This window comes from Fuchsiella alkaliacetigena (assembly GCF_023227765.1).
GTDB lineage: Bacteria > Bacillota > Halanaerobiia > Halobacteroidales > Acetohalobiaceae > Fuchsiella > Fuchsiella alkaliacetigena.
On the sequence record NZ_JALKBZ010000005.1, the window covers coordinates 43324 to 68368 of the forward strand.

Consider the following 25045-nt stretch of genomic DNA (forward strand, 5'->3'; position numbering starts at 1 on the left):
CTTTACTTTAAATATTATATTCAATATTGGTAAAACTGTTAGATAATCGACAATAAAAAACAATAAAAACTTTTTAATAACCCGGCTATCTTTTTAAATTCAACTTACTCAGCAAAAGTTTAACTAGGCTCACCAAAGTACAGCTTTAAACCAATCTCCCAAAGCTCTGTTTTAACAAAATCATTGAGATCAGCTCTTAAGGCTGAAGCTAAGCCTAAACTACTTTTAATCGAAGTAATCACCTTTAAAGTACTTTCATCCAGCTCCTCAGTGGCCGATAAAGGATTAATTAATAGATCTTGAGTAGCTAAGTTATGTTTTGCAGCCTCAGCTTTGATCTGTCTAGCTAGCTTCATTTTTTGCTGAAGTCCTAAAGAGTCTTCTTCAGTATCAATAAAGATATTCACAGCCGCTCCATGTCTTTTAACTAATGCTAAAAGCTTGGCTAATTTTTCTTCACTTACCTGACTACTTACAAGTAGCTTAGCATTAGCCGCTGTCAAAGCTGCTTCTAAAGCTCTTAGATTACTACTTTCTATAGCTAAAGCTAAACGGGGATTACGCTGTAACTTCTCTACAGCTTGAGGTAGCAGTTCTACTTCATTAGCTAAGTTACTTAAGTTAATATTAATTATCTCAGCTCCGGCTTCCTGTTGAGCCTGAGCGATAGACTTCAATATATCTAAGCTCCCCTGCTCTAACTCCTCTTTTAACTCCTTATTTTGAATAGTATTAATTTTATCGCCAATCAATAAAGGAGTCTCTTCTTCAGCCTTCAACTCAACTATTGCAGCCCGACTAGCTAAGTTAAAGTTCAACTCCGTACTACTATCAACAGGAACTAAACTCTCCAACTCCTCAGCAAAAACCTTAATGTGCTCCGGGTTAGTACCACAACAGCCACCAATAATTCTAACTCCAGTCGCTACAAAGTCTTCTAAATACATAGCCATTTCCTGAGGTGTTTCCTTATAAACGGTTTCTCCAGCTACTAACTCCGGTAGTCCAGCATTAGGTTGGAGCATCAAAGGTTTATTAGTATACTGTTGGAGCTTTTGCCCCACTTCTAACAGTCCAGCCGGGCCCAGACTACAGTTAGCCCCAATCACATCCACCTCCAGCGCCGATAAGATCACTGCTGCTACCTCTGGAGTAGTACCCATTAAGGTACGCAAGTTTTCATCAAAGGTCATTAAAGCAATAATAGGAACCTGCTCGTCAATCTCTCTAGCTGCAACTACTGCCGCCTTCAACTCCTGCGGATCACTCATCGTCTCTATCACTAATAGATCTGCTCCCGCCTCTAGCTGAGCTCCTATCTGCTCTTGAAAGATCTCCACCGCTTCTCTAAAGCTAATCCTGCCTACCGGAGCCAAGAACTCACCTAGAGGGCCTACCGAAGCAGCCACATAGTTATCTTCGCTAACTTCTAAAGCCAACTGCACCGCCGCTCTATTAATCTCCTCCACTTGATCAGCCAAACCATGTCCTTTCAACTTCACCCGATTAGCACCAAAGGTATTAGTTTCAATAATATCACTACCTGCTTCAACATAGCTTCGATGAATTCCTTTAATCGCTTCCGGATTTTTTAAATTCCACTCCTCCGGGGCAATCTGCTCAGTCAACCCTACCTCCTGCAACCTAGTTCCCATAGCTCCATCAAAAAGTAGTACTTTTTCCGCCAACAGTTCTAAGATATCTTGATCCATTCTCCCACTCCTCTACTTAAAAGTAATTTTAAATAATAGAAGACCCCTCCTTGATAAAGAAGAGGCCTTGTAAATTAAGTAAGCTATTAGAAGCTACCTCGTGCTGATAAAGTATAGTAGCTTTCGCTGTCCATAGCAAAGTTAACATTAACAAAAGGCACATTTACACCTAAGCCACCAGTATAAACTCTATCCTCATCATCAGGGTCATACATTCCTGCTCTCAGATCTACCAAGCCAAAAAATAAACTTTTCTCAGCTCCATAACGATAAGTACGGTTGCCATCTTCATCAAACTCTATATCTGCTGCTACAATGGCTCCTACAGGGAAAGGTAGGTCAGCAGCTCCACCGACAGTCACTGTCCGCTCTAAACTATCCTCCACAAGATCACCGCTATTAGCTGGTTGATTCTCCCAATCCCAACTTAAGTTGGAAGTAGCATTTTTAATACTTAAACCTGCATTGAACATACCGGTTACTTCAAACAAAGCTCCTACATCTAATCCGTAACCCTTAGCTGTAGCATCGTATTCCTTAATTGATTCCTCTGCATCACTTTCATCTAATTCAATTCTATCATATCTACCTCTTAGTCCTTTCAGGTTAACTCCAAAAGCCATAGAACCTAAATTCAACGGTGGCTGCATGAAGGTAGTTCCCCAAGAAGCTACCCCTTCTACATTTAGAGTATTACTTAAATTGTAATCATTTCCATTCTTACCTTCAAAATGATTATTACCTAAGATACCTATTCCAAAGTTTTTAAAACTAGCCACTCCCATTCCATCTAACCTTATTTCAGCTTCATCCAAGTCTTTTAAAGCATTAATTTGTTCTTCCTCTGATCCATCAAATATATCCCTAGCATCGCTAAAGAAGTCTCTTTCTCCTAATTCCATTCCCATTGAAACCTCTGCTCCAATTAAACCGCTTTCAGCTAAACCAGCCGGATTCCAATAGATCGCACTAGCATCATCAGCCACAGCTGTAAAGGCTCCTCCCATACTGTAGGCTCTTGTTCCGTACCTAGCAGTAGCAAAGGCAGAAGAACTTGCTAAACAGACCACCAACAAAGTCACTAAGACTATTACCTTTATTTTTGAACTCATTCTTACCCCTCCTAATTTTTATTAACTTCCAGGCTTGTATATATGACTATTTCTACATAGAATAGACAATTTCCTTTTTTACAGTTAATAGTTTATAATTAAGTTCAAGTTTCAACAATTGAGAGGATAAATTAAGATCAAAAGATAAAGTTTAAAAACAATTAGACGCAGACTAAGTTCCGACAAAAATCTGACAAGAACATAAAAACATTAAAACCTTTAAAAACTTAATTTGAACTTTATTTATATTATATCTGGCAAGTCTAAGCCAATTTATTTTCTTAAACTTTAATCTAAGCTTAATTTTTAGTTCTAAACTTATCTCTTAATGTTTAGTCAGAACTTAGTCAGATTTTAGTCTGTGTCAAAAAGGTTTTAATGTCTTGAACTTTATCTATCCTCTATCCTCTGTCCTCTATCATTTGAATAAAACAGTACTGTTTTATTCAATTTCCTCCACCAAAACCCCTTCCACCGCTGGCTGAGTAATCTTATAATCAGCAGCTATCCCGTGCTTAGCAAAGGTCTGCACCATCCGTTGGCCTACCAGCTCCTCTTTCTCCAAAGTCAAAGCTACTATAGAAGGCCCGGCTCCACTCAAAGCCACCGCCAAAGCTCCAGCCTCCTTAGTTTCTTTAATTACTTCCTCTAAACCCGGCACTAAGTCCTGCCGATAGGACTGATGGAGACGATCTTCAAAACAGAGCGACAGCAGTTGATAATCTTCGGTCATCAACGCTGCTACCAATAAGGCTATCCGACTAGAATTAAAGATAGCATCACTAAAAGCCACTTGGGCCGGCAGCACCTCCCGAGCTTCGGTAGTAGAAAGCATAAAATCAGGAATTCCTACTACAGTACTTAATTGAGGGCTTCCTAACTCTTTATAAACTACTCCTCCTTCTTCAGGCAGTACCGAAATAACCACTCCTCCCAATAAAGCCGGAGCTACATTATCAGGATGACCCTCCAATTCAGTAGCAAAATTCAAAAGTTCAGCTTTAGAATAAGGCTGTCCAGCTAAATGGTTAGCAATAGCTAAGCCTCCTACGATTACTGTAGCACTACTGCCTAAGCCTCTAGCTAAAGGGACTCTATTAATTAACTTAATTCGCAAGCCAGGTGGAGTATAGTCAGCCCGAGTAAAGAGAAAATCCATAGCTTGATAAGCCAAGTTATCCTCATCAACAGGTAATTCCCCTTCACCTAAACCTTCAACCTCTATCTCCAGACCTGATTCTATCTGCTCCACCTCAATCAGATTATGAAAGTCTAAAGCCATTCCCAATACATCAAAACCGGGCCCTAAGTTAGCAGTAGTAGCCGGAATCTGGGCCCTATACATTAGCATCACTTTTTCTAGCTTCACTACCTAAATTAAACTGACTATGAATAGCTCTAACCGCCTTTTCAGCCTCCTGCTTATCTATTAAACAAGAAACCTTAATTTCAGAAGTACTGATCATTTGAATATTTATATCAGCTTCAGCCAAAGCAGCAAACATATCCGCCGCTACTCCTGGATTAGTAACCATCCCGGCTCCGACAATAGACACCTTAGCTACTTCCTGATCGTAGACTATATCTTCTATAGATAACTCTTCTCGCACCTTAGCTAAAATAACCTTAGCTTGGCTCAAGTCCTCTTTATCAATAGTAAAGGTAATATCATTAATCTCACCGCGATGTACATTCTGAATAATCATATCCACATTAATGCACGACTCAGCTAAAGCATTAAAGATATGATAAGCAATTCCCGGCCGATCCGGTACTCCAATTAAAGAAATCTTAACCTCCTCATCAGAGCAAGCCACACCGCTAACCACCATCTCTTCTTCCAACTTCTCCACCTCCTTAACATAAGTTCCTGATTTACGATTAAAGCTAGATCTAACTGCTAGCTTAATTCCATACTGTTTAGCAAACTCCACCGATCTAGGCTGTAACACCTGAGCTCCTAAACTAGCCATCTCTAGCATTTCATCATAGGAAATCTCACTTAATTTAGTAGGATTTTCCACCACCCGCGGATCAGCAGTATAAATTCCATTTACATCAGTATAGATCTCACATAAATCCGCCTCTAATTTAGCAGCTAAAGCTACCGCTGTAGTATCAGAGCCACCGCGACCTAAAGTGGTGATATCATTATTAATAGTTACCCCCTGGAAGCCAGCTACCACCACAATCTTATCAGCAGCTAACTCCTTTTCTAAACGACTAGCATCTATCTCTAAAATTTTAGCTTTTGTATGTAAATCATCGGTAATGATCCCCACTTGAGAACCAGTTAAAGAAACCACATCCTCCCCCAACTCATTAATAGCCATCGCCAATAAAGCAACTGAAATCTGTTCCCCAGTAGAAATCAACATATCATACTCTCGCTCTGGAGGGGATTCAGTAATCTCTTTAGATAATCCTATTAACTTATCAGTAGTATCTCCCATCGCTGAAACAACAGCTACTACCTGTTCTCCAGCTCTTTTGCGCTCTACAATTCTCTTAGCTACCTCATTAATTCTTTCTGTATTAGCAACAGAAGTACCTCCATACTTTTGAATAGTCAACCCCATTATGTTCTGCCCTCCATTCAGCTTATTAAATAAATTACAGCTTATTCAACTTGATCCTCTACTCTAATTAAGCTACTAATCTCCTTTACCTCTGCTAAATTATCAATTTCCTTTAAAGCAGCCTGAATATCACCTTCAGTCACCTGATGAGTAATTAATACCAACGGGACAGCATCTCCATCCTCACCTTGCTGAATTACCGAAGCAATACTGACTTCATTCTCAGCTAAAATTTTAGCTACAGCAGATAAAACCCCCGGCTTATCTATCACTTTCAAACGTAAATAATACTTAGATTCAACTTCAGCCATCGGCATTAAAGCTTTCGCCTCCTGACAACCACAGTGAATCCGAGTATTAGCATCGTAAATGATATTTCGAGCCACATCGATTATATCAGCCACTACCGCACTAGCAGTAGGCATAGAACCGGCTCCTCGTCCGTAATACATTAGCTCTCCTACGGCATGTCCTTCCACAAAAACAGCATTGAAAACATCACTTACCGCAGCTAAAGGATGTTCCTTAGGAATCATCGTCGGGTGAACTCTTGCCTCTATCTCACCATTAACCTCTTTAGCTATTGCTAACAGCTTAATTACATAACCTAATTCTTGAGCATAACTAATATCTTCTGGAGGTACCTGTGAAATTCCTTCTAAATAAATCTCATTTATATCGATTCGCGAACTAAAAGCAATAGCAGCTAAAATAGCCAACTTATAGGCAGCATCATAACCATCAATATCCGCCGTCGGGTCAGCTTCAGCATAACCACTAGCTTGGGCTTCAGCTAAAACCTCATCAAAATCTGCTCCTTCTTGAGTCATCTTAGTTAAAATATAATTAGTAGTTCCATTAACAATCCCCATTATTTTTTCAATTCTATTAGCCGTCAAAGACTCCTTTAAGGACCTGATAATAGGAATACCGCCGGCTACACTAGCCTCAAAATAAAGATCAACTCCTCTATCAGTAGCTAAATCCAGCAATTCCGCTCCATGCTTAGCCATTAACTCCTTATTAGCAGTAACTACATGTTTGTCGGCCTTTAGGGCCCGCACAACAAAATCCTTAGTAGGCTCTAAACCACCAATAACTTCTACAATGATATCTATTTCTGGATTTTCCAAAAGCTCAGTTGGATCAGCAGTTAAAACCCCTGCTGGCAGTTCCACCTCTCTTTGCTTATCCAAATTTTTAACCAGTACCTTAGCCAACTCAATCGGCTGTTCTAATTTCTCCTCTACTCCATCTTTATTTTCGCTTAAAATTTTCACTACTCCACTACCTACAGTTCCCAAACCTAAAACTCCAACTTTTATTTTTGAATTTTTCATCTGCAACTCCTCCTTATCAGTATTTAAAGTTACGAGCAATAACTTCTACTTTCTGAATTCCTGCTAATTTTTCCATTTGGGCCAGCAAAATATCCATATCTACTGCCAACTCATTAGCCTCCAGAGTAATTCGAGCATTAGCTACCTTTTGAATAGGAATATCTTGATTAATAGTTAAAATATTCCCCTTTACCTGCGCTATTTCATTAATCACCTTAGCTAGAACTCCTGATTCATGCTTTAAAAGTAAAGAAAGAGTAATTATTTTTTCCTGTTGATCCTTCAAAAAAGGAAAAACGTGCTGTTTATACTTATAATAAGCACTTCTACTCAAAGCTACTCTTTCTACTGCCTCGTTTACAGTATCTAACTCTCCCGAACGCAAAAGTCTTTTAGCTTCGATGGTCTTACAAATAGCAGTAGGAAGAATATCCTTATGTACCACATAATATTCATGCTCTGCCATCAATCACCCCTCCTGTCTCTTGACAGTGGATATCTGTCTAATAACAACACACATTATAACACGACCTTTAGTATAAATCAAGGGTATTTAAAAATAAAAAAGCATAGCTACCACTAACGATAGCTATACTTTTATCTCTTTCTTTATTTTTAATCCTTATCCAATTAATTATCGTAAATAGCTCGTCCTTCACTATTAGCTTTTTCCCTAAACTTATCAATCAAATCCCAAGTATAGTCTCCAGGAGTTCCCTGGCCGATGGGTCGATCATCTATTTCAACTACTGGGATTACCTCTGCTGCCGTACCAGTTAGGAAACATTCATCAGCTATGTACAGATCATGCCTAGTAAATACCTGCTCCTTAACCTCTAATCCCAATTCTGGAGCTATCTCCATTACTACTCCTCTTTTAATCCCACTCAAAGCACCAATATAAGTAGGAGGAGTAACTAATTTATCATCCTTAATATAAAATATATTATCTCCAGTACACTCAGCCACGTAACCTTCCTGATTTAACATAATAGCTTCCAAAACTCCAGCCCGATTAGCCTCTATCTTAGCTAAAATATTATTCAAATAGTTCAAAGACTTAATCCGAGGATTTATAGCTTCCGGAATATTTCTTCTAGTAGCTACAGTTACCACTTCCAAGCCCTGCTCATAGTACTCTGCTGGATAAAGAGCGACTTCACTAGCAATAATTACTATTGTAGGTTTCTCGCACTTAGTTGGATCTAAACCCAAATCTCCTATTCCCCTAGAGACTATTAATCTAATATAGCCATCCTCTAACTGATTAACTCGTAAAGTCTCTAATACTGCTGCTTCCATTTCCGCCCTAGATAAGGGAATATTTAAGCTGATAGCTTTAGCCGATTCATAAAGCCGCTGCATATGTTCAGCAAACTTAAAAATACGACCATTATAGGCCCTAATCCCTTCAAAAATACCATCACCGTATAAATAACCATGATCCCAAACTGAAACTTTAGCTTCCTGCTTGTCCACAAACTCCCCATTCAAATATACTTTTTGCTCCATCACCAGTTCTCCTTTCTACTCTACCACTTATTACTTACACTATTTAGATAAATAAAGTAGAAAGAGCAGACCCTGCTCTTTCTACTCAAAATATTCTTTAAGCAAATCTAGAATATAGTTTAAAATCAATTTATTCTTGATTTACAGCATCCTTTAAACCTTTACCAGCTTTAAATACTGGCACCTGCCGAGCAGGAATTTCAATCTCTTCTCCAGTCTGCGGATTACGTCCTTTACGAGCACTACGATCACGAACTTCAAAACTACCAAATCCAATTAACTGTACTTTATCCCGCTCTTCTGCCTGCTTAGCAGCTTCCGATTTAAGGGTATCGGTAATAACTTCGGTAAACCCATCCAAAACTTCTTTGGTATCTTTTTTAGTTAACCCTGTTCTTGCTGAAATTTTATCAACTAATTCAGTTTTTGTCAAGTCATCACCTCCCTTAATAGTATAACACTTTATTATTTATTATATCATTAATCCCAGCTATAATTCTCATAGTTTTTTCCTTTTTTTATTAAGTATCCAAATAAAAAACCGACTCTATAAGCCGGTTGTAATTTGTATCTAGTTATAAAATAATACAGATCAATCCACCACTACCTTCATTAACAATCTTTTCTAAAGTATTCTGTAGCTTGCTTTGGGCATTTTCCGGCATTCTATACAGCTTACTTTGAATACCATCTCTAACTAAATCGTGCAAAGAACGACCTAGGAAATCAGTATCCCAAACAGCACTAGGATTCTTTTCAAACTCTTCTTCTAAAAATTCAATTAACTCCTCGCACTGTTTTTCAGTCCCCACTACTGGAGAAACTTCAGTATTAATATCAGCTCTCAACATATGAATTGAAGGCGCAGTAGCTCTTAACTTAACTCCAAAACCACCGCCTTGTTCTATTAGCTCAGGCTCATCAAAAATTAAATCTTCCAGTTCTGGCTTTACAATACCATAACCATTTTTCTCTACCTGCTCTAAGGCTTGAGCCACCTTTTCATGGCTAGCTTTAACTTTACTTAGTTCTTTAATTGTATTAAACAGCTCATGTTCTCCTGCTAACTCCAGCCCTGTTACCTCTTCCAAAATATCATAAAAAAGTTCTTCTTTCATTGCAATAGCTATCTCTGTACTTCCAGTGCCCAAGTTCATATCTTCCAAAACAACCTCTTTAGCATGCTCATATTCAGCTAAATTATTTAAGCCTTCTTCTATATCACGCAGTCTAAAAACACCATCTAACGATGTATCAATGCTCTCTCTAAGCTCTTCACTTAACCAATGTTCGTTTTCCAACTCATCTATCCAAAGTGGTAAATCAATATTGATCTCCCGCAATGGAAACTCATAAAGTACTTCCTGCAATAAATAGTTTATATCATCTTCATTAAGCTCTTCGCAATCTACAGGTACTACAGGCCTATCATACTTTTCTTCTAATTTTTCTTTTAAATTTTGGGTTTCTTCACTATAAGGTTGAGTAGTATTTAAAGCTATTAAATAAGGCTTACCCAACTTATCTAACTCTCTAATAACCTTTTCTTCAGCATCAATATAACTCTCTCTAGGCAATTCAGTAATAGAACCATCAGTAGTTATTACTAAACCAATTGTAGAGTGATCCTCTACTACTTTTCTAGTCCCTATTTCCGCTGCTTCATCAAAAGGAATGGCCTCTTGAAACCAAGGAGTTACTACCATCCGCGGGCCATCTTCCTCCTGATAGCCTAAAGCACCATCAACCTTATAACCCACACAGTCCACTAATCTAACTCTGAAGTTTAATTTATCATTTAATTCAACTTCAGTTCCCTCATTAGGTACAAACTTAGGCTCAGTAGTCATTATAGTTCTCCCGCCACCACTTTGCGGCAATTCATCTAAAGTCCTTTCCCGATCGTATTCATTGGTAATATTAGGCAGCACTAATAAATCCATAAACTTTTTAATAAAAGTAGATTTTCCACTTCTGACTGGGCCCACCACTCCAATATAGATATCTCCACCAGTTCGTTCAGCAATGTCTTGGTAAATATCGTACTCCTCCATCAACTTCCCCTCCTTAAAATATTGATAACACACAGAGATAAGCTCTATTTCAAACTTTCCTTTAACAAAGAATTTATATCTTTATTTCCGCTTTATCCAATCATTATATATATATGAGCAGAATTTTAGAATATTCTTTAACTGCCGATATTATTGTATCGTAGCCTTTCTTATTATAAAATTAAAAAAGAGGGGAATCCCCCCTCTTTTAAGCTACCAGTTCTCTTTATTTTGCACCACTTCTTCTATCTCGTGCTTTTTACTACGCACCATCAGCTCATTAACCGCCTCGCGAGGATTTTTATCAGCAAAAAGCACCTGATAAGCCTGATTTATAATCGGCACTTCTACTCCTTCAGCTTTAGCTAATGAATAAGCAGCCTTAGTTGCCTCTACTCCTTCAGCTACCATCTTCATCTCATCTAAGGCTTCTTCTAAGCTTTTACCCTGTCCAATCTTAGTTCCTAAACGTCTATTTCTACTATGCTGACTAGCACAGGTAACCACCAAATCACCAATTCCAGACAGACCAGCAAAGGTCATAGCTTCCGCTCCTAAAGCCACTCCTAAACGCTTAATCTCAGCTAAGCCACGAGTAATTAAAGCAGCCTTAGTATTATCGCCATAGTCTAAGCCATCGGCAATTCCAGCCGCAATTGCAATGATATTTTTTAAAGAACCACCTAGTTCCACTCCCACTACATCTGGATTAGTATAAACTCTAAAAGTATCAGCCATAAAGATATCCTGAACTTCCTCAGCTAACTCTTTAGACTTACTAGCTGCCACTACAGTAGTAGGAATCCCTCTGCTGACCTCCTCAGCATGGCTGGGCCCGGAGATAACGGCTATATTTTTATGTAATTCCGCTCGTAATTCATCCTTTAAAACCTCAGACATCCTCAAAAAGCTATCCTTTTCAATTCCTTTAGTAGCACTAACAATAATAGTTTCTTCAGCTATTAAACCCTTTAACTCTTTAGCTACACTTCTCATTACCGAAGAAGGAACCACTACCACTACTGCCTTAACATCTTGCACTGCAGCTTCTAAATCAGTAGTCGCTTCAATTCCATCTGGAAATTTCACTCCCGGTAAGTAATTAGAGTTACTTCCTTTTTCGTTTATTTCTTTAACCTGCTCAGACGATATATCTCGTAAAGTAACCTGATAACCATTTTCAGCTAATAAAATAGCTAAAGCACTACCCCAACTTCCTCCACCAATTACAGCTATCTGATCCTCCATTTTTTGCCTCCTTTAAAAGATCTGCTTCTGCTTTTAAATTTTAATTAGTTTTTAACCTTCTTCTTCATCACTGCTCATATTCCAGCCTATTTTATTCTCTTCTCCTGCTAATAACCTCTCTATATTTGGACGATGACGATAAATCACAAAAACAGCTATTAATAAACCCAAAAGTATATATATATCAGGTTTTTGAAAGAAAACAGCCAAAATAGGAATCAAAGCAGCTCCCACAATAGAACCTAAAGAAACATATCTGCTAATAACTACTATCAGTAGCCAGATAAAAAAGACAATTAATACGGTTTTCGGCATCAAGTTAATTAAAACTCCTACCGAAGTTGCTACTCCTCTTCCCCCTTTAAACTTCAAAAAAATCGGCCAATTATGTCCCGCAATAGCCAAAATACCTGCTAAAATCAACACTGAATAGACTTCGGGCCCAAATAACTGCCTAGCCAATAATACACTCACATACCCTTTACCAATATCCAATAAAGCTACTAAAACTCCCAAACCAAAACCCATTATTCGATAAGCATTAGTCGCTCCAATATTACCACTACCATAATCTCTAATATCTACTCCTTTAACCGTCTTACTAACTAACAAACCAAAAGGAATAGAACCTAATAAATAACTAATCAAGATCACCAATAAATACTTAATCATCACTCTCCCCCTCTCTAACTTCTTTCTCTAGCTAAAATTTTAATAGGTGTTCCTTCAAAACCAAAAGCCTCCCTAATTTTATTCTCTAAATAACGCTTATAAGAAAAATGCATTAACTCTGGATCATTAACAAAGAAAATAAATAAAGGCGGCTTTACTCTAGGTTGAGTAACATAATAAACCCTCAATCTCTTTCCCTGTTTATTGCTAGGTGGCTCAACTAAGGCTGTAGCATCTTTAACTACCTTATTTAAAGTACTAGTCTCCACTCGTCGATTATACTGCTCAGCTACATACTCAATTATTTCTAAAATTTCCATTACTCGCTGTCCAGTTAGAGCAGACACAAAAGTAATCGGAGCATAATTTAAAAAAGAAGCTTCATAACGAATCTCATCGGCATAATCCTGGTCAATATTATTCCGCTTTTCAACCAAGTCCCATTTATTTACCACCAGCACCATAGCCTTTCCTTCTTCGTGGGCATAACCAGCAATCTTTTTATCCTGCGCAGTTATGCCTTCAGTAGCATCTAAAACCATTAATACTACTTCAGAACGATCTACAGCCCGCAAAGAACGAATCACACTATATCTCTCCACACCTGCTTCAACTTTAGCCTTACGTCTCATTCCAGCAGTATCAATAAGTACAAACTTATTACCGTCAACTTCAAAATAAGTATCTACAGCATCTCTAGTAGTTCCTGGCGTCTCCCCTACTATAACTCTATCCTCACCAATAATCTTATTTACTAAAGAAGACTTACCTACATTAGGTCTACCGATAACAGAAATACTGATTACATCTTCATCATAAGTAACATCATCTATTCTTTCAAAATAATCAATAACCTGATCCAATAAATCGCCGATTCTCATCCCGTGTTCCGCTGAAACAGGATAAGGCTCTCCAAAGCCTAGTTCATAAAAGTTATACTTAACCTCTTGAGCCAACTCCCTATTATCCAGTTTATTAACAGCTAAAACTACCGGCTTATTACTCCTTCTCAAAATATTAGCTATCTCCTTATCCATAGACTTAACTCCACTTCGCCCATCAACTACAAATAAGATCACATCAGCCTCTTCGATAGCTAATTCAACCTGACCTTTAACCTTCTTTTTCAGCTCACTTTCCGCAGCTAAATCAATCCCTCCGGTATCAACCACTAAAAAAGGATTACCCAACCACTCGCTCTCTCCATAAATTCTATCTCTAGTAACATTAGGTTCATCTTCAACAATAGAAATTCTAGCTCCAATAATCCGATTAAATAAAGTCGATTTACCTACATTAGGTCTACCCACAATCGCTACTACTGGCTTGTTCATTAACAACACCTCCATATTGATTAAGCAATCTATTTATCAAAGTCGCTGCTTTATTCTCCACTACTATAAAATCCAATTCAGGAAATTCAGCCTTTAAATCTGCTAGCGAATAATCATCTATAAAAAGTCCCTCTTGATTTAGCATTACTGTCGATAAAACTACCTTCTTCTCTGGACTTCCTTCTTTTAAAGCAGCAATAATATCTTGGGCCGTCAACAAACCAGTCACCGTTACTTCCTTCCCAAAAAATCGATTTTCAACTACCAATAACTTAATATCTAAGCCCTTTGTTTCATTTAATCTACTTACCACCGGCTCCAAAGCCTGAGCTCCCAAAGAGCTGGTTACTATGCTAAAGCTTTTATTATCGGTTAAAGCAGCAGGTAACTCTGCTTCCAGTTCTGAAAATTCATGCCAAAAAAACCTAATTAGTCCCACGCCATTTTCCAGCTGCGGAAAACCATTATACTCTTCAACAGTCGGTAAAGGATAGTCAGCCAACAAATAGAACTCATCAGCTAAATAAATGAAATTCCGCCCTAATCTCTGCTTCAATCTTTCTTGCCAACAACTTACGCTATCGATTACTTCTGCAGCTTCTAAAGCAGTAACAGAGCGCAGTTGAAATAAATTATCCCTAAACTTAGTCAAACCTACAGGTACTATAGCTAAACTCCTTAGAGACGATTCCAACTCCAGTAAGTCAGTAATACTTCTTTCTAGTTCAGCGCCATCATTAATTCCCGGACAAAGTACTATCTGGGTATGAAACTCAATTCCAGCTCCAGCTAACTCCTTTAGCTGAGCTAAAATATTAGCTGCCTGCTTATTACCTAACATCTGTACTCTTAATTGAGGATTAGTAGTATGTACCGAAACATAAAGAGGACTTAAATTAAACTGCTTAATTCGCTTAAAATCCTCTTGATTTAAATTACTTAAAGTTATATAACTACCTTCTAAAAAAGAAAATCTATAGTCATCATCCTTAAAAGTTAAAGTCTCTCTTAAACCCTCAGGAGACTGATCAACAAAACAAAATATACAGTTGTTTTCACATTTATTTAAGCCATCATAGATAATCCCCGGTAATTCTATTCCTAAATCCTGGTCATAGTCCTTCTCAATTTCTAGCAACCATTGCTGACCATTACTTTTCTCCACCAAGACCTCAAGATATAGATCAGTAGTCCAAAACTTATAATCTATATAGTCTCTAATAACCTCTCCATTGATCTTAAGTAGTTTATCCCCAGCCTCTATTCCTAATTCTGCAGCTATACTATCAGCAGCTACATCCTTTATTTGCACAACATCTTCTGCAAGCATAATCCGCTCCTCCATTTCAGCCTAGTTTATATTATCTTATATCAGGCCCAATTAGTCAAGCTTTTAAAAGTAAAAAAAGCCCATCATTGTCGATGAGCAGCTTAGAAAGCTAATTTAAACAGCCTTCCCTTAACATCTTTTACTAATTCTACAAATTGATGATAAACTTTTTGTAAACCCCAAATAGTAAGTGGCCTCCCTAAAGTAACTAAACCTAATCTCCTAGATAAAAATCCACCAATTCTAGTTAAATTATTTACATAGGGTAAGGTTTCTACGAAGATTAGTTCATTTTTAGAAATTTCCAACTCACCGAGCATACTATAAATAGCTCTTTTTACTATCTTAGTTGAACCCTTCATCCCTAGAATATATACCTCAATTCCTGCTTCATCAGTGCCAAAATAATAAATATTCCCAATTTCTGCGGTAACAGTTTTATCATAATGAGGGAGATTGCTAATCTCTTCCACTTTGGGTACTCTATCTTCAGGTAACATACCTACATGAATCGCTGCTGCTAAAACTGAAGAATGAGCACTCCCATAACAGTTATAGATTACCTTCACTATTTTTCAGCCTCTTTTCTACTTCTTCTACCTTAGTAATTAGACTACTAAAAGAACTATTTAAACTATGGCAAATAAGCCGATTTACTAATTTAAAGTTAAAAGAATAACCTTTAAGCTTCAGCGCTAGTTTAAATATCAAGCTCTCTTCTTCAGTCAAATCAACAAATAAAAACTCCTCCTCAACTGCAAGCAGCTTATTTAAATCGAGTAGGGCCCTTTCAATTATTTGAGCTACTGAGCCACTACCTAAAATATAAATATCATTCTCTAATTCATCTTTTCCTATCAAAGTAAGTTTTCCTAATTCTATTCTATTTTGAGCATCAAAATAAGCTAATTCTTTTAAATCTTCCCATTTAGGACTTTCTTGCTTACTGATCATTTTTAAATGCAAAGCAGCAGCTACTACTGCTAAGTACTGCCCAGTACTATCATAATAGACTATCTTCATTTTTTACTCCTTCATTTAATGCTTAACTAGAATATTAATTCCATTACCTAAGTCATGCACCATTGAATCAGTAATTCGAGCAATTAACATAGATAAGTACTCCACTTCTTCTTCATCCTCGCCGTAAAAAAGCGGAGCTCCCCCTCCCCTAACCTTTTCCTGTTCCTCTTTTAAAGTCACAATAGCTAAAATATTATTATTAATCACCATTTCACCTCTCAGCTTATTTTTTAATTAATCAGCAGCTAATCTACCAGCCTCAGACTGTAAAGGTTTGCGTCTAGAGCTTTCCAAAACCGGTGTATTTTCCACAGCTTTTTTTACAAACTCTTCATCCGGCTCAATAGGAATAATCATTATATATACTCGACCAGTATCTAAATCCAATCTAGCTAAAGGAGTATAGCCTACCACCCCTACATCTAAACGCACCCCTAACTGACTCACCACATCGTGTAAAATTGCTTGACGCTGACCTTTATTAGCTAAAGTAGCTCTAGCATTATCGTCCTTAGGCTTAATAGAAATCCCAATTCCTAACTTCTGCCAATCCTCCTTAATCTCTTCTTCCCCTACATTCATTAACACTACATCTCCTATAGCGATGTTTTCACCTTCATCACCTTGAAACTCCAAATCCACTACTTCTACCTCAGCAATATCCTTAACCGTTTGTCCTTGCATAGCTCTTTGCAGTACTAAAGCAGCTATGATAGCTAAAGCTATTCCTCCTGGCAACTCAAACAGTCTAACGCCAATGCTAGCAACTAAAGCTACCAGCATAGCTAAATAGTTTCTAGCTTCAAAGACTTGAGCAATTCCTTCCACATAAGCACTACCCCGTTTGACTAGCTCAGTATTTTCTAATTCCAATAAATAAGTCCTTTCCATCTCTCGTATATTGCTAAACTGCTTAGCAGCTAACACTAGAAAAGTAACTGCTGCAAAGTCCCCATCTAAAAGAGCCGGCAAAGCTAAAGCTCCTAAGCTAGCCGCAATAAAACCTAAGCTGAGATGAACAGCATAACCATGTGGATAGCCTGGATACTGTCTATAGTCGACCTTTAGCATCCAGAAGCGAGCTAAAGTGCCTAAGACGATACTACTTACAATCATATTACCATAGTCCATCCTTCTTCCTCCTATCTCCTAGTTTCAACTATTTTCCCTAAGCACTCTTCCTCCTTAAAGAATAGTCCTAATTTAAAAACTCCTCGCCAAAAAAGCGCTTAATTCTAGCCACTACTCCCTCCCAACTACCTTCGTTAATAAACAGATATGCTAACAACCCTCCACCAACTACAGCTAAAATAATCAAAGTAGATCTTAAAGCACCTGAGCTCTGCTCAGCTTGAGTAGCAGCCTGTGCTTCTCCATAAAGTACCTCTTCAACTCCATCAGCAAACAAAACTGCTCCTGTCTCAGCTTGAGCTTGAGGTACAACGTGAGTTCCAAACTCCAATAGTAAGGCCCGCGGATGTAAATCCTGATTATACTTTCCTTTAGCAAACATAATTCCCTTAATTAAATCCGGATGCTGCTCATCTACAGCAGCCTTCAGTTGCCTAGCAAAGGCATCGTTAGCCTCCATACCCGGATTTTCTCGTCCCACTACCAGACGTACTTTAGCAACAGTTTCCCCATCAATTTGAGTAGTATAAACCTCTTCATCAGGGACTCCATCTCGATGCAGATCAAATAAAGCATCAGGCTGAGTTTCGATTAGCTCCATAGCCGTTCTCCGCGATCTATCGTAGGCTCCCCCATCATGCGGATCGTGTCTAGCTGCTGAAGCTTTGACCTCTATCCCTTTATTTTCCAAAGAATCAGCAAATACATCCTGTACTTCATAAATATCTCCTTCTCCGGGCTTGGAGTGAGTACCGCTATCAGGCACATAAGACTCTGCACTATGGGTACAGTAAGTGGCTATTCTTTCTTCCGGTTCATCAATTTCTTGGGCTCCCAAAAAAGGAGAAGCAACTTCATCCTCTATCTCCTCCGGCAGTAAATCAATAGTTTTTTCATATTCAGCAACCGCCTCTTTACCATCAACCTCAACTACTACGTACTTTTCATTATCTTGATTTATATACCAGTCACCTTCACTAACCTGCATAGCAGTCTGATAAACTAAATAACCATCTCTATCAACTACGGTAAAATAACCATCGTCAACCCCGTGCTCAGCTTCAGCAGGGCTGCATAATAAAATTAACAAGGTTAAACTAAATATAAATATCTTTAAACATTGCTTACTCTTCATCTTTATCATCTCCCTCTATATCTTCTCCTTCTAGCTCAACAGCTTCTAAATCAGCATATTCCATATCATCATCTCTATTTGCTTGGGCAGTATCAGTCCCACTTTGTAATCGTTCATTAGTTTCCCCGATCAATTCAGCTAGTAAAACTGCTACTAATCCAGAAACAACAATGGTATCTAAAGCACCAGCACCGCCAATAAAAGCCTCTCCCGGCTGTCCACCAAAAGTAATTCTACCAACATTAATTAAATCATAAATTAAAAAACCTAAAGTACCTGAAATAAAAGCATTTCTGCGAGAACGACTAGTTAAATAAGCAGTTATCCCGGCTATAATACCATAAATATAAAAGGGATCAAAAAAGATTTCTACTCCTTGAAAACTTTGATTTAAAGCGTAAATAACACCACCAGTTACTAATACAGAAAAAACTGTTCTAACCCACTCTTGAGTTGAATCGGCTCTAAATAGCACATAAAAAGCTAAAATTACTGGTAAAACCGCTCCGCCAATATTTAAACTAACAGCAGTAGTAATTGGAATATCTATAAAACTACCTACTATCATTAACAACAAAAATAAGATAGCTTGCTTATCTGTCAAGTACATCCTATCCAAAATTCTCTGTGCAAATCCTAAATAGATTAAAATCGACGCTACAATTAATAAGATTACTCCTAAGGGCATACTTTTCACCTCCATAGTTTGATTATCTCTAAATATTCTTTACTAGCTAGATGAAAAATATGCATAAAAAAACCCCCGAGTATGCTCAACATACCCGAGGGTTTTTCTATTTATATAAATTATAATTCACTTACTCTTCAAATAACTCTCCAAACATATCCCCAATAGTAACTCCACTACCTTCATCGTCATCTATAAAGTCTTCTACATCTTTTTTATCCTTTTTAGGCTGAGGCTGGCTTGAAGTATCTTCCTTTTCTTCTAGCTCTTTCAAGCTCAAACCTACTCTTCTTTCATTCGGTTCAATATTAATAATCTTAGCCTCAACCTCATCTCCAGCAACAACAACTTCATCTGGAGTAGCTACATGTCGTTGGGAAAGCTGAGAAATATGTATTAATCCTTCAACTCCAGGTTCTATCTCCATAAAAGCACCAAAGTCAACAGTTTTGGTAATCTTCCCTGAAACTACTTCCCCTTCATTGTAGTTTTTAATAAACTCCTCCCAAGGATCAGGTAAAGTCTGCTTAAGACCTAAAGAAATCCTTTCTTCAGCTGGATTAACAGCTAAAACCTTAACATCGATCTCTTCTCCCTCTTCTAAAACATCGCTTGGATGGTCTATTCGCCCCCAAGACATCTCAGAAATATGTAATAGTCCTTCTACTCCACCGATATCTACAAAGGCACCAAAATCTACTAACTTAGTTACTTTACCTTTAATAACTTCACCTTCAGTTAAAGAACTAAATATTTCTTCCTTTTTTTCTTCCAGTTCCGCTTCTAAAACCTCTTTTCGCGATAAAACTACATTATTATTTTCTCTCTCTACCTCTATAACCTTTAAACGCAAAGACTGGCCGACATATTGGCTTAAGTCCTCTATATATTCAATAGCTACATGCGAAGCGGGAATAAATCCTCTTAAACCAATATCCACTACTAAACCGCCTTTAACTACTCTAGTAACTTCAGCTTCGATAATTTCTCCACTTTCATAAGCTTCCTCTACATCTTCCCAAGCTTTTTCTTCATCTCGAGCTATTTTAGAAAGAACTAAATTTCCTTCTTCATTGCGAGGAGTTAAAACTTCAACCTCCAATTCTTCATCTTCATCCACTACTTCAGTTAATGAATCTACACCTTCAGTAGTCAATTCTTTAGCTGGAATAATACCTTCTGCTTGCTCAGCTGTTTCAACAATAACTTCTTCTTCTCTTACTTCCTTAACAGTTACTGTTAAAATTTCCCCTTCTTCAAAACCTTGTTCAGCTTCAGTAGAAACTTCTTCTTCAACTTCTTCCGTATTCTCACTCTCTAACTCTTCATTCTCTTCTTCAATTGTGTTTTCTTCTTCTTTAATATCTTCCATTCGACTGACAACCTCCTTAATAATCCAATTTGGGGTCGATGCCCCGGCCGTAACACCAACTTTACTAATATTATCAAACCAATCTTGACTCAAATCAGCTGCTGTTTCAATATGATACGTTTTAGTACCTACTTCCCGGCAGATTTCAGCCAAACGATTGGTATTGGCACTATTATAACCTCCAATTACTACCATTAAATCTACCTCAACTGCTAATTTAGCAGCAGCAGTTTGTCTTTCATTAGTAGTAGTACAAATGGTATTGAAAACTCTTATCTCTTCTGTATCCTCCATTAAACGATTAACTACCTCTTTTAAGTTGTCGATGGACTGAGTAGTTTGAGCAATCACTCCTACTTTATTTAAGTCCTCGGATAATCTATCAAAATCAGACTGATCTTCAATAACAATAGCCTGATTATTAGTAGAACCCAAGATTGCTGCCACCTCTGGATGTGCTTTATCTCCACTAATCACAACCTGATAACCAGATTCATATAAGTCTTTAGCAGTATTTTGGGCTTTCTTTACAAAAGGACAAGTAGCATCTAATAGTTCTAATTCTCTATTTTCAGCCTCAGCAATAACTTTAGGTGGTACTCCATGAGACCTAATAATAATAGTACCCTCTTCTACTTGATTAACCTTTTCTGCTACATCTACTCCTAGCTGATTTAACTTATTTACAGCTTGTGGATTATGGATTAATGGGCCTAAAGTATAAATAGGGCCCGCCTTATTTTTAGCAGCTTCCATAGTCATATCCATAGCTCTAGTAACACCAAAACAAAAACCTGCGTGAGATGCTAATATAATCTCCAGCCCTTAACCCTCCTTCCCCACCAATAACTACCCAAATCATATAAGGTATTATTCCCAGTTAATTAAAAAATATTATAAATACTAAAGGACAACCATTTATATATTTTCTTCATAAAATTCTTAATTCCTGCTTTTTTGTAAAAAAAACCAACTTAAAATGCTTTGAACTGTCGAAAAAATAAGGAATAAACGATTAATTTATCTATTTTTACTCCAACAACTCACTAATCTTAGCCATAATTTCAGCTCCAGCCTCTCTCATTTCACTCTTATCTAACTTTTTATCATAATAATCACTAAGAGTAAAGGCTTGACCGATATTTATCTTTATTTTTTCTTTAAATAGTTTTTCAGTATTAACTAAGCCTATTGGTAAAATAGGAGCTTTAGACTTTAAAGCAATCATCACTACCCCTAGCTTAGCTCTCCTCAGCTTTCCTGACTTACTTCTAGTACCTTCAGGAAATAACCCTAAAACCTCTCCTTCTTCCAAAATATTCAAGGCCGCCCTGATTGCTTGCCGATCAGGCTTACCCCTTTTAATAGGAAGAGTGCCAATATGAGATAAAATGCTGCCCAAAATAGGAACTTCAAAAAGCTCCTTTTTAGCTACAAAATGCACCCTTCTGTTTAAGGCACTACCTACAGCTGGAGGATCTAAATTACTGATATGATTAGCTACTACTATCAACGGGCCCTGTTGAGGGATATTTTCCTGACCTTCAATCTCCCAACCAGCTAAATTGAATAGATTACTAAAAATAAAGTGCCCCATACCATAAACTCGCTTACCGCTAAGCATTATAATTCCTCCTGACAGAGTGCTAATACTTCAGCTACCACTTCTTGAATAGTCAAATCAGTAGAATCAATCTCAATAGCATCAGGACTCTTTTTAAGTGGAGATATCTCTCGTTCACTATCCAACTTATCTCGCTGTATGATATCAGCCTTTAATTTAGCAAAATCAACGCTCTCCCCTTTATCCTTCAACTCCTGATACCTACGTCTAGCCCTTTCTTCACTAGAAGCAGTTAAAAATATCTTCAAATCAGCTTCAGGTAAAACTACAGTACCAATATCCCTACCATCCATAACTACTCCTCTATCTTTAGCCAAACGTTGCTGCCAATCAACCAGTCTTTCTCTAACAATAGGAACCTTAGCTACTAAAGAAACATTATTATTAACTTTGGAGCTCCTAATTTCTTCAGTAACATCCTCGCCATCTAATAAAATTCTATTCTTCCCCTCACTTCTAGTAAATAAAATTTCTGTATTTTGAAGCAGCTTAGCTAGCTCAGCTTCAGAATCTAATTTAACTCCCCTATTTAAAGCTTTCAAAGTTATAGCCCTATACATAGCTCCAGTATCAATATAAACAACTCCTAACTCTGCAGCTACCTTCTTAGCTATAGTACTTTTGCCAGCTCCTGCTGGACCGTCAATAGCAACTACTAAATCTGATTTCATATCTGTTCAGTCCTTCCCCCTTCTGCTAACTATTACCTTCTAAATAATTCGTGAAAGGAGAGTAGACTCCTGCTTAAAAAGAAATTAAATCTGCTCTAAAAGATCAGTAAAGTTAGGGAAGGAAGTCTTAATACAGTCACAGTTTTTAATCACTACTTCTTCCTCAGCAATTAAGGCAGCCACTGCTAGAGACATAGCTATTCGATGGTCACCATAACTTCTACACTCAGCGCCACCCTTGATTTTTTGCGGGCCCTCGATAATCATTCCATCCTCCCGCTCCTCTATCTCAACCCCTAACTTCCTTAACTCTTTAACCATAGCCGAGATTCTATCAGTCTCCTTAACTCGTAGCTCCTCAGCATCCTTAATAACTGTAGTACCTTCAGCCTGAGTAGCTGCTACGGCTAAAATGGGAATCTCATCTATTAACTTAGGAATCACTGCCCCACCAATCTCAACTGCCTTTAAAGGACTAGAATTCACCTTCAAATCGGCTATCGGCTCCTGATTCACTAAACGCTGCTCCAATAGTTCATAATCAGCTTCCATCTTTGTTAAGATCTCCAATAGTCCATCACGAGTAGGATTTAAACCTACATTACTTAAGACCAATTCCGAATCCGAATTAATTAAAGCAGCTACTATAAAGAAGGCTGCTGAAGATATATCACTAGGTACTACTACCTCTTGTCCTTCCAGCTTCGGCTTAGCTTTAACACTAACCTCTAAACCATCAACCTCAACTTCAGCTCCAAAATACTCCAGCATTCTTTCAGTATGATCCCGAGACTGAGCAGGCTCTATCACTCTAGTTACTCCTTGAGCATATAAACCAGCCAGTAAAATACAGGACTTAACCTGAGCGCTGGCCACCGGAGAGTTATAACTAAAGGAGGATAGTTGTTGTCCTATCACCGTTAAGGGAGCTAAATTAGCATTATCACGGCCCCAAATTTTAGCTCCCATCTCACTTAAAGGATCAGTCACCCTAGCCATAGGACGCTGATTTAGAGACTCATCGCCAGTTAGCACCGAATAAAAGTCCTGCCCAGCTAAGATACCTAATAACAAACGCATAGCCGTCCCTGAATTACCTAAATCAAGTACAGACTCCGGCTCACTTAGCCCTTCCAAACCAACTCCTTTAATCACAATCTCTTCTGCCCCGAAATTTTCAACTTCAACTCCCATTTGCTGAAAAGCACGTAAAGTATTTAAACAGTCTTCTCCTGTCAAGAAACCACTGATCCGCGTCTTACCTCTAGCTAAAGAACCAATCATCACCGACCTATGGGAAATTGATTTATCACCCGGTACTTTAATCTGGCCCTTCAGCCCACTTTTAGGCTTTATTTTTAACTCCATTATCCTACCACCTTCCAACTACTTTAATTCCACCTTATACTCGGCTCCAATTAATAGCTCCTCTGCTGCTTTCAACTCTCCCGCGGTAGCAAAAGCCAACCTCAAGCTACCCCCTTTTTCTCTAACCCGAAGAATCTCAATATCAGTAATATTAATTCCAGCTTCACCGATTAAAGAAGTAACTTTAGCAATAGCATTAGGTCTATCCGGGATAGTCAGTACCAACTCATAAGCTGGCGGAAGCAGTCCCCGCTGCTTTTTAGGAATCTCCTCTCGTAAATCTTTGATACTAGCAAACTTATCAAATAACTGCTGATAATCACTTTCGGTCAATAAAGCTGAAAAATCTAATAACTTCTGCTTAAAGTTTTCTAACATTTCCACAATATATTCTACATTATTTAAACAGATATCGCTCCACATAGTAGGATCTCCAGCTGCTATCCGCGTGGTATCCCTAAAACCACCCGCTGCCAGAAAGAAGGCTCGTTCATCTGTTTTAGCTAGCTCCCCTACTGAATCCACCAAAGCACAAGCTACAAGATGAGGCAAATGGCTAACTGCAGCCACAACTCTATCGTGATCATTCGGCTCCATATACATCAGTATAGCCCCCACTTTTTCCAAAAGTTCCTCTAAAAGAGCTAGCTTTTCTTGCTCAGTATCCTCTAGGGGAGTCAATACATAAATAGCATTTTCAAAAAGATAGGCATCAGCTCCAGCTGGCCCGCTGACTTCAGAGCCGGTCATTGGATGACCCGGAATATAAGTCAGCTTAGAATCCAGCTGCAACTTAAGCTCAGCTACTAACTCACTTTTAGTACTTCCCACATCAGTAACTATAGTCTCAGCCGTTAACTTAGATTGAATCTCCAACAAAGTATCAGTAATAGCTGCTACTGGTACAGCTAAGACTACTAAATCCACTTCAGCTAAGCCATTCTCAAAGTCCATAAACTTCTTATCGATAGCCCCTATTTCTAAAGCAGTAGCTAAATGCTCCTCTTGACGGTCATAGCCATAAATTTCAGTTACTTCAGTAAAACGCTTTAAAGCTAAACCTAAAGAGCTACCTAGTAATCCTACTCCGATAATCGCTACTTTTTTAATCCTCTCCATTAATTTTCAACTCCAAAATCT

At 38.0% G+C, this 25045-nt stretch carries 24 protein-coding genes; all 24 read right to left on the reverse strand.

Going from position 1 to position 25045, the window contains the following annotated elements; all coding sequences use genetic code 11:
• Positions 1–119: 119 nt before the first annotated feature.
• The 24 genes from MWH30_RS02475 to MWH30_RS02590 all read right to left on the reverse strand — a co-directional run bounded on the left by MWH30_RS02475 (position 120) and on the right by MWH30_RS02590 (position 25024).
• Positions 120–1712 carry a homocysteine S-methyltransferase family protein gene (locus MWH30_RS02475; protein ID WP_248662460.1) on the reverse strand — a complete coding sequence of 531 codons (1593 nt, stop codon included), beginning with the start codon at positions 1710–1712 and terminating at the stop codon, positions 120–122.
• A gap of 86 nt (positions 1713–1798) precedes the next feature.
• A complete protein-coding gene (locus MWH30_RS02480; protein ID WP_248662461.1) occupies positions 1799–2824 on the reverse strand; it encodes a PorV/PorQ family protein in 1026 nt (341 codons plus the stop codon).
• Between the two features lie 442 nt (positions 2825–3266).
• Positions 3267–4193: a homoserine kinase gene (thrB, locus tag MWH30_RS02485; protein WP_248662462.1), complete on the reverse strand. Its 927-nt coding sequence runs from the start codon at positions 4191–4193 to the stop codon at positions 3267–3269.
• Entirely contained in the window at positions 4162–5403 is a 1242-nt protein-coding gene (locus MWH30_RS02490) for an aspartate kinase (protein ID WP_248662463.1), read from the reverse strand. Before MWH30_RS02490 ends, thrB begins: the two co-directional genes overlap by 32 nt.
• A gap of 41 nt (positions 5404–5444) precedes the next feature.
• Positions 5445–6743, reverse strand: coding sequence for a homoserine dehydrogenase (locus tag MWH30_RS02495; protein WP_248662464.1), 1299 nt, complete (start codon positions 6741–6743; stop codon positions 5445–5447).
• A gap of 16 nt (positions 6744–6759) precedes the next feature.
• A complete protein-coding gene (locus MWH30_RS02500) occupies positions 6760–7209 on the reverse strand; it encodes an ACT domain-containing protein (protein WP_248662465.1) in 450 nt (149 codons plus the stop codon).
• A 164-nt stretch (positions 7210–7373) separates the two neighbouring features.
• Positions 7374–8255, reverse strand: coding sequence for a branched-chain-amino-acid transaminase (ilvE, locus tag MWH30_RS02505; protein WP_248662466.1), 882 nt, complete (start codon positions 8253–8255; stop codon positions 7374–7376).
• Between the two features lie 130 nt (positions 8256–8385).
• Entirely contained in the window at positions 8386–8688 is a 303-nt protein-coding gene (locus tag MWH30_RS02510; protein ID WP_248662467.1) for an HU family DNA-binding protein, read from the reverse strand.
• A gap of 142 nt (positions 8689–8830) precedes the next feature.
• Positions 8831–10309: a stage IV sporulation protein A gene (gene spoIVA, locus MWH30_RS02515; RefSeq protein WP_248662468.1), complete on the reverse strand. Its 1479-nt coding sequence runs from the start codon at positions 10307–10309 to the stop codon at positions 8831–8833.
• Positions 10310–10522: 213 nt separating this feature from the next.
• Positions 10523–11557 (reverse strand): NAD(P)H-dependent glycerol-3-phosphate dehydrogenase, encoded by a 1035-nt coding sequence (locus tag MWH30_RS02520; RefSeq protein ID WP_248662469.1) that lies wholly within the window; start codon positions 11555–11557, stop codon positions 10523–10525.
• A 51-nt stretch (positions 11558–11608) separates the two neighbouring features.
• Complete coding sequence (gene plsY / locus MWH30_RS02525) at positions 11609–12229, reverse strand: glycerol-3-phosphate 1-O-acyltransferase PlsY (protein WP_248662470.1); 621 nt, start codon at positions 12227–12229, stop codon at positions 11609–11611.
• 14 nt (positions 12230–12243) lie between these two features.
• Positions 12244–13563, reverse strand: coding sequence for a ribosome biogenesis GTPase Der (gene der / locus MWH30_RS02530; RefSeq protein WP_248662471.1), 1320 nt, complete (start codon positions 13561–13563; stop codon positions 12244–12246).
• Complete coding sequence (locus MWH30_RS02535) at positions 13532–14893, reverse strand: DUF512 domain-containing protein (RefSeq protein WP_248662472.1); 1362 nt, start codon at positions 14891–14893, stop codon at positions 13532–13534. The genes der and MWH30_RS02535 overlap by 32 nt, the downstream gene beginning before the upstream one ends.
• A 101-nt stretch (positions 14894–14994) precedes the next feature.
• Positions 14995–15462, reverse strand: a complete 468-nt coding sequence (locus tag MWH30_RS02540) for a DUF3189 family protein (RefSeq protein WP_248662473.1) — start codon at positions 15460–15462, stop codon at positions 14995–14997.
• Positions 15446–15916 carry a DUF3189 family protein gene (locus tag MWH30_RS02545; protein ID WP_248662474.1) on the reverse strand — a complete coding sequence of 157 codons (471 nt, stop codon included), beginning with the start codon at positions 15914–15916 and terminating at the stop codon, positions 15446–15448. Before MWH30_RS02545 ends, MWH30_RS02540 begins: the two co-directional genes overlap by 17 nt.
• A gap of 15 nt (positions 15917–15931) precedes the next feature.
• The gene (locus MWH30_RS02550) at positions 15932–16126 is read right to left on the reverse strand and encodes a capping complex subunit for YIEGIA (RefSeq protein WP_248662475.1); all 195 of its coding nucleotides are present in this window, start codon (positions 16124–16126) and stop codon (positions 15932–15934) included.
• Positions 16127–16150: 24 nt separating this feature from the next.
• Entirely contained in the window at positions 16151–17047 is an 897-nt protein-coding gene (locus MWH30_RS02555) for a YIEGIA family protein (protein ID WP_248662476.1), read from the reverse strand.
• 67 nt (positions 17048–17114) lie between these two features.
• Positions 17115–18182 carry a stage II sporulation protein P gene (gene spoIIP, locus MWH30_RS02560; RefSeq protein WP_248662477.1) on the reverse strand — a complete coding sequence of 356 codons (1068 nt, stop codon included), beginning with the start codon at positions 18180–18182 and terminating at the stop codon, positions 17115–17117.
• On the reverse strand, positions 18172–18870 hold the full coding sequence (locus tag MWH30_RS02565) for a DUF1614 domain-containing protein (RefSeq protein ID WP_248662478.1): 699 nt from the start codon (positions 18868–18870) through the stop codon (positions 18172–18174). Before MWH30_RS02565 ends, spoIIP begins: the two co-directional genes overlap by 11 nt.
• Positions 18871–19000: 130 nt before the next feature.
• Positions 19001–21064 carry a bifunctional 4-hydroxy-3-methylbut-2-enyl diphosphate reductase/30S ribosomal protein S1 gene (locus MWH30_RS02570; RefSeq protein WP_282706154.1) on the reverse strand — a complete coding sequence of 688 codons (2064 nt, stop codon included), beginning with the start codon at positions 21062–21064 and terminating at the stop codon, positions 19001–19003.
• 208 nt (positions 21065–21272) lie between these two features.
• Positions 21273–21866: a lysophospholipid acyltransferase family protein gene (locus tag MWH30_RS02575; protein WP_248662480.1), complete on the reverse strand. Its 594-nt coding sequence runs from the start codon at positions 21864–21866 to the stop codon at positions 21273–21275.
• On the reverse strand, positions 21866–22537 hold the full coding sequence (gene cmk / locus MWH30_RS02580) for a (d)CMP kinase (RefSeq protein ID WP_248662481.1): 672 nt from the start codon (positions 22535–22537) through the stop codon (positions 21866–21868). The genes MWH30_RS02575 and cmk overlap by 1 nt, the downstream gene beginning before the upstream one ends.
• An 84-nt stretch (positions 22538–22621) precedes the next feature.
• Positions 22622–23908, reverse strand: coding sequence for a 3-phosphoshikimate 1-carboxyvinyltransferase (gene aroA, locus MWH30_RS02585; protein WP_372494118.1), 1287 nt, complete (start codon positions 23906–23908; stop codon positions 22622–22624).
• A gap of 15 nt (positions 23909–23923) precedes the next feature.
• Positions 23924–25024, reverse strand: coding sequence for a prephenate dehydrogenase (locus tag MWH30_RS02590; protein ID WP_248662483.1), 1101 nt, complete (start codon positions 25022–25024; stop codon positions 23924–23926).
• Positions 25025–25045: the final 21 nt, after the last annotated feature.

Excerpts from the sequence above, each read along its gene's own strand:
- spoIIP (WP_248662477.1), bottom strand. The coding sequence starts at position 18,182 with ATGAAGAGTAAGCAATGTTTAAAGATATTTATATTTAGTTTAACCTTG.
- cmk (WP_248662481.1), bottom strand. The coding sequence starts at position 22,537 with ATGAAATCAGATTTAGTAGTTGCTATTGACGGTCCAGCAGGAGCTGGC.
- MWH30_RS02550 (WP_248662475.1), bottom strand. The coding sequence starts at position 16,126 with ATGGTGATTAATAATAATATTTTAGCTATTGTGACTTTAAAAGAGGAA.
- ilvE (WP_248662466.1), bottom strand. The coding sequence starts at position 8,255 with ATGGAGCAAAAAGTATATTTGAATGGGGAGTTTGTGGACAAGCAGGAA.
- MWH30_RS02575 (WP_248662480.1), bottom strand. The coding sequence starts at position 21,866 with ATGCTTAGCGGTAAGCGAGTTTATGGTATGGGGCACTTTATTTTTAGT.
- MWH30_RS02545 (WP_248662474.1), bottom strand. The coding sequence starts at position 15,916 with ATGAAGATAGTCTATTATGATAGTACTGGGCAGTACTTAGCAGTAGTA.
- MWH30_RS02565 (WP_248662478.1), bottom strand. The coding sequence starts at position 18,870 with ATGCCCTTAGGAGTAATCTTATTAATTGTAGCGTCGATTTTAATCTAT.
- MWH30_RS02475 (WP_248662460.1), bottom strand. The coding sequence starts at position 1,712 with ATGGATCAAGATATCTTAGAACTGTTGGCGGAAAAAGTACTACTTTTT.
- MWH30_RS02520 (WP_248662469.1), bottom strand. The coding sequence starts at position 11,557 with ATGGAGGATCAGATAGCTGTAATTGGTGGAGGAAGTTGGGGTAGTGCT.
- MWH30_RS02590 (WP_248662483.1), bottom strand. The coding sequence starts at position 25,024 with ATGGAGAGGATTAAAAAAGTAGCGATTATCGGAGTAGGATTACTAGGT.
- MWH30_RS02500 (WP_248662465.1), bottom strand. The coding sequence starts at position 7,209 with ATGGCAGAGCATGAATATTATGTGGTACATAAGGATATTCTTCCTACT.
- MWH30_RS02555 (WP_248662476.1), bottom strand. The coding sequence starts at position 17,047 with ATGGACTATGGTAATATGATTGTAAGTAGTATCGTCTTAGGCACTTTA.
- der (WP_248662471.1), bottom strand. The coding sequence starts at position 13,563 with ATGAACAAGCCAGTAGTAGCGATTGTGGGTAGACCTAATGTAGGTAAA.
- spoIVA (WP_248662468.1), bottom strand. The coding sequence starts at position 10,309 with ATGGAGGAGTACGATATTTACCAAGACATTGCTGAACGAACTGGTGGA.
- MWH30_RS02480 (WP_248662461.1), bottom strand. The coding sequence starts at position 2,824 with ATGAGTTCAAAAATAAAGGTAATAGTCTTAGTGACTTTGTTGGTGGTC.
- MWH30_RS02490 (WP_248662463.1), bottom strand. The coding sequence starts at position 5,403 with ATGGGGTTGACTATTCAAAAGTATGGAGGTACTTCTGTTGCTAATACA.
- MWH30_RS02535 (WP_248662472.1), bottom strand. The coding sequence starts at position 14,893 with ATGCTTGCAGAAGATGTTGTGCAAATAAAGGATGTAGCTGCTGATAGT.
- MWH30_RS02495 (WP_248662464.1), bottom strand. The coding sequence starts at position 6,743 with ATGAAAAATTCAAAAATAAAAGTTGGAGTTTTAGGTTTGGGAACTGTA.
- plsY (WP_248662470.1), bottom strand. The coding sequence starts at position 12,229 with ATGATTAAGTATTTATTGGTGATCTTGATTAGTTATTTATTAGGTTCT.